This window comes from Ignavibacteria bacterium (assembly GCA_025612375.1).
In the GTDB taxonomy this organism is placed as follows: Bacteria; Bacteroidota; Ignavibacteria; order Ignavibacteriales; family SURF-24; genus JAAXKN01.
In genome coordinates, this window is record JAAXKN010000009.1 from 22925 (window position 1) to 35499 (window position 12575).

At 43.2% G+C, this 12575-nt stretch carries 9 protein-coding genes and 4 tRNA genes; 4 read left to right on the top strand and 9 right to left on the bottom strand.

Annotation, left to right across the window (positions count from 1 at the left end; translation table 11 throughout):
- Positions 1-6: 6 nt before the first annotated feature.
- The 5 genes from hydE to HF312_08225 form a co-directional block, all read right to left on the bottom strand.
- The gene (hydE, locus tag HF312_08205) at positions 7-1059 is read right to left on the bottom strand and encodes a [FeFe] hydrogenase H-cluster radical SAM maturase HydE (protein MCU7520190.1); all 1053 of its coding nucleotides are present in this window, start codon (positions 1057-1059) and stop codon (positions 7-9) included.
- 8 nt (positions 1060-1067) lie between these two features.
- The gene (gene hydG / locus HF312_08210; protein ID MCU7520191.1) at positions 1068-2453 is read right to left on the bottom strand and encodes a [FeFe] hydrogenase H-cluster radical SAM maturase HydG; all 1386 of its coding nucleotides are present in this window, start codon (positions 2451-2453) and stop codon (positions 1068-1070) included.
- A 320-nt stretch (positions 2454-2773) separates the two neighbouring features.
- The gene (locus tag HF312_08215) at positions 2774-4990 is read right to left on the bottom strand and encodes a T9SS type A sorting domain-containing protein (protein MCU7520192.1); all 2217 of its coding nucleotides are present in this window, start codon (positions 4988-4990) and stop codon (positions 2774-2776) included.
- 98 nt (positions 4991-5088) lie between these two features.
- Complete coding sequence (locus tag HF312_08220) at positions 5089-6030, bottom strand: LD-carboxypeptidase (GenBank protein MCU7520193.1); 942 nt, start codon at positions 6028-6030, stop codon at positions 5089-5091.
- A gap of 82 nt (positions 6031-6112) precedes the next feature.
- Positions 6113-6895 carry a 1-acyl-sn-glycerol-3-phosphate acyltransferase gene (locus tag HF312_08225; GenBank protein MCU7520194.1) on the bottom strand — a complete coding sequence of 261 codons (783 nt, stop codon included), beginning with the start codon at positions 6893-6895 and terminating at the stop codon, positions 6113-6115.
- A gap of 215 nt (positions 6896-7110) precedes the next feature.
- Between HF312_08225 and HF312_08230 the strand changes: the two genes are divergently transcribed.
- The gene (locus tag HF312_08230; GenBank protein ID MCU7520195.1) at positions 7111-8424 is read left to right on the top strand and encodes a peptide MFS transporter; all 1314 of its coding nucleotides are present in this window, start codon (positions 7111-7113) and stop codon (positions 8422-8424) included.
- Positions 8425-8542: 118 nt separating this feature from the next.
- Here the strand turns inward: HF312_08230 and HF312_08235 are convergent.
- From HF312_08235 to HF312_08250, 4 genes are all read right to left on the bottom strand, one after another.
- Positions 8543-8614 (bottom strand) — tRNA-Glu (locus HF312_08235).
- Positions 8615-8636: 22 nt separating this feature from the next.
- Positions 8637-8711: transfer RNA gene (locus HF312_08240), tRNA-His, on the bottom strand.
- A 10-nt stretch (positions 8712-8721) separates the two neighbouring features.
- Positions 8722-8795 (bottom strand) — tRNA-Arg (locus tag HF312_08245).
- A gap of 200 nt (positions 8796-8995) precedes the next feature.
- A tRNA-Pro gene (locus HF312_08250) sits at positions 8996-9071 on the bottom strand.
- 188 nt (positions 9072-9259) lie between these two features.
- Here HF312_08250 and HF312_08255 point away from each other — a divergent pair.
- The 3 genes from HF312_08255 to HF312_08265 are packed head-to-tail and all read left to right on the top strand — an operon-like array spanning position 9260 to position 12477.
- A complete protein-coding gene (locus tag HF312_08255; GenBank protein ID MCU7520196.1) occupies positions 9260-10489 on the top strand; it encodes an ABC transporter permease in 1230 nt (409 codons plus the stop codon).
- Positions 10490-10495: 6 nt separating this feature from the next.
- A complete protein-coding gene (locus HF312_08260) occupies positions 10496-11731 on the top strand; it encodes an ABC transporter permease (protein MCU7520197.1) in 1236 nt (411 codons plus the stop codon).
- Positions 11732-11775: 44 nt separating this feature from the next.
- Positions 11776-12477 (top strand): ABC transporter ATP-binding protein, encoded by a 702-nt coding sequence (locus tag HF312_08265; protein ID MCU7520198.1) that lies wholly within the window; start codon positions 11776-11778, stop codon positions 12475-12477.
- Positions 12478-12575: the final 98 nt, after the last annotated feature.

Genomic DNA, 12575 nt, shown 5'->3' on the forward strand with positions numbered 1-12575 from the left:
AATAAATCAAATGAATTGAGACAAGTTTGCGGCGTGTTTCATGGAATCGCCGCGTGAGGTTGAGACCTTTCTTCCCATGGAGCTGATAATATGCTGAATTGAAGAGGCGCTGTTAAGCGGGTCGTCGACAATATATTTTTTATTGGGGTAAATGCAGTATTTATCCCTGTAAGGTTTTGGCGTAAAGTTAGGCATAATCACGTTTGCGCCTACTCTTAAGGCCTTTTCCCTGCCGAGCGAGTCGATAGTTGCGATAGCCGTTGTTGCCGGAATGTGTGTGTCTTTCATGAGTATGCGGCTGACGGCAATGGTCTTAAGCGTCAGTTCCACGCTTCCGACGGCCTTATTCCTGTATGGGGTGTTAGGAGACGGGATAAAAGGGCTGAAGGAAGCCATATCGACGTCCAGTTCCCTGCAGAGCAGGAGGTCTTCTGCGATATCTTCAACCGACTGACCGGGAAGCCCAATAATGTTGCCGCTTCCGATCTGGTAGCCGATAGATTTCAGGAACTGCAGCTGTTCAAGGCGTTCCTGAACTTTCTGCCTCTGGTGGTAGACGGAGTAAAGCCTGGGGTTTGCAGTTTCATGCTTAAGGAGATAGCGGTCTGCCCCGGCATAGCGCCAGGTTTTGTATTCCTCGAAGTCCCTTTGGCCGAGGCTAAGAGTAATAGCGACGTCGCAGTTCTGTTTTATGAAATAGATTATGTAAGCTATTTTATCTACGTCGAAGGCCTGGTCCTCGCCTGACTGCAGAACGATAGTACGGATGCCGAGGTTAGATATGAGTTTAGCCGTATCGATTATCTCGTCGGCATTCATCCTGTAGCGTTCTATTGTATCATTGCTTTTCCTGAGGCCGCAGTACAGGCAGTCCTGTTCGCAGTAGTTTGAAAATTCAATAATTCCCCTCAGGTGGACCTCGTCGCCGCAGTAGGCTTTTCTGACCTCATCGGCCTTATCGAAAAGCCTGCGCGTATTTCTGAAGTCAGAAAGCTCCAGGAGGTAAATTATCTCCTCTTTTGATAAATCCTTTTTATTTAAAATATGGTCGAGTTTCATTTCATGCCTTAGAGGTAGACGTCCCTTTCGCCACCAGTTACTCTTTCGAGCATTGAAGTTACAACATTTTGAGCTGTCCCGTTTTCCTGAGGGATACGGGTTTTGAGGAATTCTTCACCCAGGAGCCTGGTTTCCTCAGAAGCAAAATCCGTCAGGTATTCCCTGAAAGTAGAAAGTGCATTTTGAGTACAGAGCACTTCAACGCCTCCTGATTTAGCGAGTTCCATAAAGCGGCCGCCGGTTCTTTCAGAGCGGTAGCAAGCGGTGCAGAAGCTGGGAAGGTATCCCAGTCGGCAGCAGGCTTTTACCACGTCATCAAGGTTTCTGTGGTCACCCAGTTGGAACTGCTGCATGGTTTCATTTTCAGCTGAGACCTCGCTGTATGCTCCGGGTGAAGTACGGCTGCCGGCGCTCAGCTGTGAGACTCCTGCTGAGAGGAGTTCACGCCTGAATTCTGCTTTTTCCCTGGTAGAAAGGATAATGCCCGTATAAGGCACAGCAAGGCGCAAAACTGCAATAATTTTCTTAAAGTCTTCGTCGCTTACGGCGTGAGGGGGATTTTCGGCAGCAGGAGCGTTTAATGCAGGTTCAAGCCTTGGGACAGAAATTGTATGAGGGCCGATACCATATCTTACGTCGAGGTTAAAAGCGTGGCTTAAGAGCGCCAGAGTTTCGAACCTGTAGTCTGAAAGTCCAAAAAGTGAACCGATGCCGACGTCTTCAATACCGGCCTGCAGTGCCCGGTCCATTGCATAAAGCCTCCAGGCGTAGTCGCTCTTAGGGCCGTCGGGGTGCATAGTTTTATATGTATCGTAGTTATAGGTTTCCTGGAAGCACTGGTAAGTGCCAATTCCGAAACCTTTCAGCGTCTTAAAATCGTCAACAGACATTGGGGCGGAATTTACGTTTACCCTTCTTATGCTGCCGTTATTAATTTTTACAGAATAAATTTTTTCAACCGCACGGCCAATAAAGTCGAGTGCAGCTTTTTTAGGATGTTCGCCTGCAACTAAAAGCAGTCTTTTGTGCCCCTGTTCAACGAGGATTCCGGTTTCCCTTTCAATTTCCTCCAGTGAAAGGCTCTTTCTTTGAAGGTCCTTATTATCGCGTCTGAAAGCGCAGTAGAGGCAGTTATTGACGCAGGTATTTGTGATATAAAGGGGAGCAAAAAGTACGAGTCTGTTTCCGTAGATCTTTTCCTTTACTTCCCTGGCAGCATCGAACAGCTCTTCAAGGGTATCCCGGGAGGTAATATTTAATAATGCGGCGCTTTCCTTAAGAGAAAGCCCTCTAGCCTCTTTTGCCTTCCGTATAACCTCGAGCTGAAAAGAGCCATCCTTCAAGGAGCTGTCGCCCATTAAAGAACAGATATAAGCTTCATTAATAAATTCCACTAATTACCTCAAATTTTAACTATTAATGAATAATATAACAATTAACATACCACAGCTGTATTTTCTGCAATACGGTGTAAAAAGGAAAGGTTGGCGGATTTTATTCTTAAAAAAGAGAAATAAATTCCTTTTTTTTCATTAATTGCCGTTTTGAGGGGGTTAAGGGCGTAGTTTTGGTAAGTTTTTGTATTAACAGGGGTTATGCGGAAAAAGAGCCCTGAAGCTTTTGATGGGAAAAAATTGAGGAGTATTCCGGGGCTAAAACAAAAAAGCCCTGCTGAAAAATTCAACAGGGCTTTATAGAAACTAACCTGGAAATCTTACTTAACGAGCATCATTTTCTTTGTTGAAGAGAAAGAGCCGCTGGTAAGGTTGTAGAGGTAGATACCGCTTGAAAGTCTAGAAGCGTCGAAGGAAACTTCATAGCTTCCGGCGTTCTGCATCTTATTAACAAGTGTAGCTATTTCCTGACCTAACATGTTATAGATCTTAAGAGAAACCATTCCAGCCTGCGGAACAGCGTAACGGATAGTTGTAGCAGGGTTGAACGGGTTTGGGTAGTTCTGAGCAAGTGAATAAACAGTAGGAACCTTTGAATCCTTAAGTTCCTTTACGCCTGTAGTCATGTTGCCGAACAGAGCCTTAAGTTCAATTCTCCCGCTTGCTTCGTCCGTAAGGTTAAATACATGATTAACTCCACCTGAGGCTTCATTATCAAGAATCTTGGTATTTCCACTAGCGTGCTGGTCGGCACCTGTATACCAAATACCATATTTGAACTGCCTAAAGCCGCCTGGAGTCCCAGAGTTATAAACTACTTCGCGCGACCAGATATTATCTCCTGCAACCTTGTCGCCAAAGAACCCTTTATCGTTTAATGCAAGCATGCTTTTGCCTGTAGTATCTGCAACTACCCAGTTTCCACCCCATGCTCCGAGTACGGAGTCGGCGCCTTTAAGGCCAACAAACTGGATGTCATTAAGAGCGATATCTGAACCATCGTATGCGTTCTTTGCACCCTTTACATCTACCTGGAATAAAACGGCAATATTTTTTGTAATAGCCGGTCTCAAAAGAAGGAAAGAAGGAGCAATTGTTTCAAGAGCCATGCTGTCCTTGCCGCCAAAATCCTTAAAGTAAATATATCTGTTCGGAGCATTTATCTGTTCCCAGCCGTTATCCCCAAATAAGTTGTTGGGGAAAAGGCGAAACTTATAAGAAGCTGAATCGGCTAAGGCAGTAACCTGCAATGTCGTTTCATATACACCGGCTACAAGGGTTTCTTTCATTTTCCTTGAACCAATCACCTCTTTGCCTAAACCATCCCAATCAAGCCCCTGAACAAGAAGTGAATCTTTATTCGGGTCGAAACCCTGATTGTAGATTGAGCTTATATCAGCTGTAAACGTAATTTTGAATTTCTGACCAGAATACTGTGATACGTTAACCACTGAATCATTGTTATAGTAAACTGGATAAAGAATGATATTCGGGGTTGCATTGAGAGTGAAACTCCTGTTAGGGGATCCTTCCCAGCTATCAGGAGCAAGTACTAACTTATACTCATATCCGGTGCCAGCCTTTGCAATCGGGAAGTCAGCCGTAAGGGTATATATACTATCCTTATCAGCATCCTGGAGTTCGAATTTTGCTCCGCTCCAGTCATCGGTGTCTCCAGCATCTTTCTGGAAGCTGCCGCGCAGAAGCATCTTATTGGTGTTGACATCAAATGTACCTTCTTTAATCATAACCTTCATGTTAGCCTGGAAGGTAACAGGAATCACCGGGGCAGCTTTGAGGTTATCCCAGGTTTTAGCAACTCTGATACCATCTAAATTAGCTGTATATACTTTCCCACCCTGGCGCAAGCCGATTGCATTAATCATTAAATCTGAATCGAAACTACCGTTAAGTTCATCCAAGGTTATCGCAGGTGTAGTTGGTTCAGCTGCTGAAATATCAGGATTAATGAAAAGGCTGACTGAGTCATCTTTAGCAATAGTAGTACCAACATACTTGTATTTAACAACAACAAGATATGTGGTTTTATAATCATATTTAGTAGTTGTATAAGCCGCTGTACTGCTGGATTTAGATAACCCAAAATAAAAGCCGCCGGCAGCATCGCCTTTTACCCACAATTTACCTCTGAAATTTGTTGGAGCACTGCTGTTGGTAAAATGTAAGAGATAATCGCCGTCTGTAACTGCAGTATCAACACTTATCAGAAATGATGCATATACAGCGCCAGTGCTCTGCTTTTCAAAAGTATGATAAACATCTTCTCTCGAACCACTACCACCAGCCAAAACAAGCTTTCCTCCAATGTTTGACATCGGGTAGCCGGTATAAGTAAGATTACCAGTAGCTACTGTTTGGAAATTACCGGTACCGGTATTGTTGACATATCCGGTATCAACTAATTTAGTGCCGACAGGATAATTAAAGTTTTCATCAAACAATACCTGGGCATTGATTTGGCTGAAAACGGCCGACACTAGGATTAAAATTAAGAACATATAAGTAACTTTTTTCAAACCGACCTCCTATTTTTGATATTAAAGGTGATATAAAGTACAAAGAAGTTTTATTTATGTCCAATACTTTTTTCGGTCATTGAATAAAAAAAGAGTGACTATTCAACCGCATTTTCAGTTACCTCAACGGTGCATTTCGAGGTATTAATCCTGTAATTGAGCCCGAAAGCCATTGTTATGTTGTCTTTTATATGTCCGTGTTTAAAGTTATAAAGTACAGGGATTTCAAGGCTGCCCAGGTAATCCTCAATAACTTCATTAAGAGTGAGCGTTTTTTTGAACTGATCAGATTCATAACAGTCGACGAACCTGCCGAGAATGATTCCGCTGATCTGCTTAAAGACTCCAGCGAGTTTCATCTGGCTGAACATTCTGTCCACGCGGTAAGGCGGTTCACCAATTTCCTCGACCATCAAGATCTTGTCCTTGAATGAAGGAAGATAATTAGTTCCCATTAAAGAAGCAATAAGGGATAGATTTCCCCCTATTAGTTGGTTTTCTGCACTGCCGGGTCTAAGGACGTGGAATTTTTCGTTTTTAGGATTCTGGACCTTGCCGATTTTTTTTCTGGAAGTAACCATTGCCCAGAATATCTCTTCGGTAAAGGGGCTGACGTCGTTCCAGAAATCGACTGCAAGCATAGGTCCTGCAAAAGTAACGAGTCCCGTTTTTTTGAGGAAAGCCATCTGGAGTGCTGTAATATCGCTATAGCCGACAAAAATTTTGGGATTTTTCTTGATGAGGCTGTAATCTATGCCGTCGAGAAGCCTGGGAGTTCCGTAGCCGCCTCTGACACAAAATATAGCTTTAACTTCTTTTTTTCTGAACATGTAGTGCAAATCGTCGAGTCTTGCATCGTCTTTACCGGCAAGGTAGCCGTGGTTTTGTCCGACGTTGCGGCCGACTTCTACGCTATAGCCCAGTTTTTCAAGATATTTTACACCCTTGTCGATCCTGGTCAAATCATCCGGAGTTGAAGCCGGGGAAATAATTCCGATCAGGTCCCCTTTTTTAAGTTTGCCAGGTTTTAATAAGTCCATATATTCCCCTGTAAAAAAAAATAGTAAATCAGGGGCTAAAATAAATAATAAGACCGCTTCATGCAATAATTACTTTTAGCAATTACTTTTCGATGCAGTCCTGCCTGCCCCACTGAGTGAGCTTATCTCTAATAAAGTCGAGCACCAGGAGGTGTTCCTTAGCGCCTGTGGATTCCACCCTGAAGGGTTCACCAAAGCTCATAAAAACCTTTTTGCCGGGGTCGATTTTGCCGAAGTCCTTAATTATTTTCCCGTTACCCCAGGCATCGGTGACCAGAGCCGTAGGCACTACATAACATCCTGATTTTTTTGCCAGCTTTACGCCAAGTGTGTTGAACTGCTCAGCATTAAATTTGCTGCTTCTGGTCCTCTGTGGAAAAATAATAATTGAGCGGCCCTCTTTGATATACTTGGCGCCTTCATCCATAACGTGAACGAGGTCCTCGCGCGGATTGCTGCGGCCAACAACGATAGGGTTTCTTGACCCGAGAATGTCTCTGAAAAAAGGATATTTCATCAGCTCCTGCTTTACAACGAAAGTTACTTCCTTAACAGGCTGTATTACTGAAGGCAGTATGACCGTCTCAAGCGTGCTCATATGATTGGAAACAAAAACAGCAGGCCCTTCAAAAGAATGCAGGTTATGCATACCCGTAACCTCAATCCTTACGCCTGACCTTTCAATGGCATCCATTATATCGACGCTCGACTGCACCCATTCGACCGGTCCGTATTTCCCATTCTGTGCTACTCTGCCAGAATCTATTACAATTTTCAGGAGCCTCGGGAAGAAGTACAATGCAGGGTTGAGGACTAACTTCCCTTTCTTTTCTTTCGGGGTTATGTAGACGTCATTTTCCGCCAGGACGCGCGGGTATTTCAGCTTATTTAGTTCTGTCACTATGATTATTTTAGTTGTTTTAGATTCCGGAGTTAAACTTAACAGGCAAAATAATAATTTTTTGGCAATTATGCCCGTAATTAAGGCTGGGGAGTTTATAATTCCTGATTACCGGCTGCGAAAACTTGCTTTTAGAGGCAAGTCATCATTATCTTGCAGGCAAAAAATTTAAGAGGCTTATGGAAACCAAAACAGAAGAAGTAAAAACAGATGAAAAGAAGGGAGTATTCTCACAGTTTCCCTTAAATTACTGGATTGTGATAATAATGGAGTTTTTTGAAAGGGGCTCTTATTACGGCGTTATGTCTGTACTTTCGGTCTATCTTGTACTGAGTCCGAATGAAGGGGGGCTTGGGTTTTCGAAGGAAAGCGTTGGAGTAATAAAAAGCACGATTACGCCTTTACTATATTTTCTTCCGATCCTCTCGGGCGCAATAGCAGACAGGTTCGGCTACAGGCTGACGCTGATGTTCGCCTTTGTTGTTATGAGCCTGGGGTATTTCTTTACGAGCATGGTCAGTTCATATGGCCTCGTTTTCTTAAGTCTTCTTATGATGGTTTTAGGGGCGGGCACATTCAAGCCCATAATTTCAGGAACAATAGCAAGAAGCACCAATGAAAATAATTCCACGCTTGGCTTCGGGGTTTACTACTGGTCAATAAACCTGGGGGCGTTCATATTCCCTCTTTTGCTGGTGCCTTACCTTAAGAGCATTTCGTGGAGTTATATTTTCCTCATGGCGGCAGTGGGGACGGGCTGGCTTCTAATACTTAATATATTTGCATACAAAGAGCCTGAAAGGCCGAAGAGCAAGAAGTCGATTCTGGAAGTTCTGGGCGGAATCGTACTTGTACTTAAGGATTTCAGGTTCATACTGATGATCGTAATTTATTCAGGCTTCTGGATTCTATACTTCCAGCAGTTTGATACTGTGCTCTGGTACTTAAAAGAGCACGTGGACATGACGCCTGTAAACAATGCTGTCAATTCCCTGCTCGGCCTATTTGTCAGCAATCCGAACTGGAAATTTGATGCCGAGCACGTAACGGTAATAAATGCAGGGACAATCATTCTTCTGCAGATACTTATTTCCAGAATAGTAAAGAATACAAAAGCGCTGCCGACAATGATTACTGGGATCGGGCTTGGGACAATAGGCATGGGCATACTTGCAATTTCAACTCACGCATGGGTTTTTATTGCAGGGATGATAATTTTTTCTTTGGGTGAAATGACGGCACATCCGAAGTACCTGAGCTATGTGGGGCTTATTGCGCCCGAGGACAAGAAGGCCCTTTACCTGGGCTATTCGTTCTTATACGGAGTATTAGGAAGCGGGATTGGCGGAATACTGGGTGCAAGCCTTTACGTTCACTTTGTGGACAAGATGAATACTCCGGGAACGCTATGGGTTATTTTTTCAATGATAGGTGTTCTTACGATGGCAGGGCTGCTGCTTTACAACAAATTCCTGGCGCCGAAGAAAGTATAATAAAGAAGAAAATTTATCAAATAAAAAAACTCCTGAAGCAATAATTGTTCAGGAGTTTTTTTTATTTTAACTATTTAAAACACAAAAGCCTTAAAAGAAAAACTTTTAAGGCTTATTGTGACCTCAAGGGGATTCGAACCCCTATTACCGCCGTGAAAGGGCGAGGTCCTGACCATTAGACGATGAGGCCAAAAGAACAAATTTTATATTCGGGTGAGTGATGGGACTCGAACCCATGACCCTCAGAGCCACAATCTGATGCTCTAACCATACTGAGCTACACTCACCATTTAGAAGTACGCCCGAGTGGACTCGAACCACTAACCCTCAGCTTAGAAGGCTGATGCTCTATCCAGTTGAGCTACGGGCGCGTCCAAAGAAAGTTCCCGTTATTTGATCTCTGGAGTTGGACTTAGATGAGTTCTAAACCAAATTTTCCATACACTAAACATAAGAACAAATTAACAATCAATCAAGCACAAGTAACATCAGATTCCTATGTTTAAGTTCTGCAACTAGTTTCATCTTCATTACACATCAAACCGGGTATTGCAAGTACTATTCTTTAGTGTCGGGGCGGCAGGATTCGAACCTGCGACCTCCTGCTCCCAAAGCAGGCGCGATGAACCGGGCTACGCTACGCCCCGTTGTTTCAGTCAGTATTTCAAGAACAACATTATTTCCAATTGAGAGTTCTAAAATATGATTATTTTTATCATTAGTCAATTATTTTTTTCATTATTTTTGGAATTATATTTATTTATTGATAATTTTTGTTTTTAGTTTGTTCGATAAATTTTTTTACAACTTGACACTGGGGTGCTGCAAATAATAGATGTCAGTTTCTTTATTCATAGCGAACAGGTTTACGGGGTCTAAGAAGAATTCAAAACTTATCTCCCTGATTTCGGTCATCTCCATAGCAGGGATTGCCATTGGTGTAGCCACACTTATAATTGCGCTTACTGTAATAAACGGATTTGAAAAGGCAATTTCAGATAAGATAGTACAGCTTAATTCACACGTACAGATCAGTTCTTTCAGCAACAGGAATCTGCCTGATTACAATATAATACTGCCCGTTCTTGAGCGGAGGCTGAGGCCTTACTCGAGGGGGATCTCCCCTTTTGCGCTCAGGCTTGCAATAATCAAGCGCAGGCATAATACCGAAGGGATCACGTTAAAAGGGATTCTGCCCGGCTACACGAATACAGAGATCAGGAACTATATTGTGGACGGGAAGTTTGACATCAGTGTTCCTGATTCCGGGATACCGCCGGTAGTAATAGGACGGAAGCTTGCGGACAAGCTTTTTGCGCGTGTAGGCGACCGAGTAACGGTATTTACATTAAAGCAGCTCACAACGCCATCGCCCGAGAATCCGCCAAGCATAAAACAGTTCCGTATCTCGGGAATTTTTGAAAGCAACCTTGCAGAATACGATGACCAGTTCTGTTATATCAATATGCACATTGCGCAGGAGCTCTTCGGCATGAACGACAACGTCAACGGGTATGACATTAAGTTAAGCGACGTAACAAAAGCCGACAGCATTGCAAATAACCTTAACCATTATCTTGGCTATCCTTATTACGCAAGGAGCATATTCAAGATTTATCAGAATATTTTCACATGGATTGATCTGCAGAAAAGGCTCGTTCCGATAGCGCTTGTGCTGATTGTTGTTGTTGCCGCTTTTAACATAGTCGGGACACTTCTGATGATAGTGCTGGAACGCTCGAATGCCATTGGCACACTGAAGTCGCTTGGCGCGAGCGGGCGTCAGATAGTATCCATCTTTATTTATCAGGGAATTTATATCTCGCTAATCGGGATTTTAACGGGTAACATTCTGGCGTATATACTAAGCGTGCTGCAGGACAGGTTTGATCTTGTGACGCTTCCCGAGTCGGTATATTTCATGTCGAAGGCTCCGGTATTAATCGACTGGCACAATTACCTTCTGGTTTCACTTGCAAGTTTTGTGCTCTGTTTTTTCTCCACTCTGGTGCCAAGCTATATTGCTTCAAAAATAAACCCGATTTCGGCTTTAAGGTTTGACTAGGACAATATGAAATACGAAATATTCATAGCAAAAAGATATCTGCGCTCGAAGCACAAGCTGAACTTCATTACAATTATTTCAATTGTTTCCGTGCTTGGAATTACGCTGGGTGTTGCGGCGTTGATAGTAGTTTTATCTGTATTTAACGGATTTGGAAGCCTGGTAACTTCCATTCTTGTAAACTTTGACCCTCACATAAGGATTACAGCTCTCAGTGAAGAAGCATACGACAGGATGCCTGAGGCGGCACATGTGCTTAAGACGACGGGTCACATTAAATCGTACTCCCCTTTTGTTTCCGGAAAAGCAATTGCTCTAAAAAACCAGCTTACGAGCATTGTTGACGTAAAGGGTATGGAATACCCAAAAGGGGCCGATGAGGACTGGGGTGTCAGGTCGAAGGTTGAATACGGGAGGTTTGATTTAAGCCCTGCCGGAGACAAAGACGGCATCATAATTGGATTTAACCTGGCAAATAAAATACAGAGCCTCGTTGGCGACAGCCTATATCTGACGTCATTTAATTCCATAAGCCAGTCGGCTGCAAGCCTTTCTGTTCCGTCGGTTAAGAAGTATGTTATCCGAGGGATCTTTGAATCGAACAACAACGATTACGACTTGTATTCGGTATTTGTTTCTTTGAATTCGGCGCAGGACCTTTTAGGTTTAGGCGACCGTTTTCAGGGTTATGAAGTAAGGCTTGATGACATAAAAAACTCTATGCAGGTAAAGCAGGAGCTCCAGCAAAAGCTGGACGGAAGGCTTTTCAGGATAAACACCTGGTATGACCTTCACAAGGATCTTTATTCAATGATGCAGATTGAACGCTGGGCGGCTTTTATAATTGTAAGCCTTATAATTACAGTTGCCACATTTAACGTCCTGGGTTCGCTTTCCATGTCGGTAATTGAAAAGACCAAAGACATCGGAGTCTTGAGGTCAATGGGCGCGCGTGACCGTTCGATACTAAGGATTTTCATGTTTGAAGGAATGCTGACCGGAATAGTCGGAACAATAGCCGGAAGCATAATCGGCGTAGGCATAATACTGCTTCAGATGAAGCTGAAGTTTTATCCGCTGGATCCTAATAAATATATAATTGATGCGCTTCCTGTTGAACTGAGGCTTTGGGATTTTCTGGCCGTTGCGGTGATGGCTTTATTACTGTCGTTTCTGGCTTCACTCTACCCTGCCAAAAGGGCCGTTAAGGTTCCGGCTTTAGAAGCCATTAAATGGGAATAAGTTAATAACATTCTGAATTTTACTATCTGCAGACAAAAAATAATATGAGCGAAATAATCCTAAAGACTGAAAACATTCATAAATCCTATGAGAGCCTCGACAAGAAAAAGTTTGAGGTGTTAAAAGGAATTTCAATTAGCATTTCCAAAAACAAGATTACAGTTATCATGGGTGCCTCAGGCGCCGGTAAAAGTACTCTTCTTCACATAATCTGCGGGCTGGACCGCCCGGATACAGGGGTTGTAAATTTTGAGGGAAGTGACATACTGAAGTTTTCAGATGAAAAACTGGCTTCATTCAGAAACAGGAATACCGGTTTTGTATTCCAGTTCCATCATCTTCTGCCGGAGTTTACGGCCTCGGAAAACGTTGCAATTCCCTTGATGATAAACAACGTTTCACTGAGCGATGCACTGGCCAAGGCAAAGTTTCTTCTTAAGCAGGTAGGACTTGAAGACAGGATGGAACACAAGCCGGCTGAGCTTTCCGGAGGCGAGCAGCAGAGGGTAGCAGTTGCCAGGGCGCTTGCAAACGATCCTGAAATAATTTTTGCAGATGAGCCAACGGGCAACCTTGACTCTGTAAACAGCGAGGCCATAAACAGGCTTTTTGTTGAGCTGAGGGACCAGTTCAAAAAAACACTAGTAATTGTGACGCACAACCCTGATCTGATGAAGCTTGCAGACGAGGTATTTGAGATGAAGGATGGCGAAATTGTTGCTTTCAGGGCAAAAGGCGATAATTGAAGACTGCCATTAATTTATTCATTTTTCCATTAACCTATTGATTTAAAGAAATTTTTTTATAAACTTGATGTCAGCAATACCAAGACTTAATTCTTAGG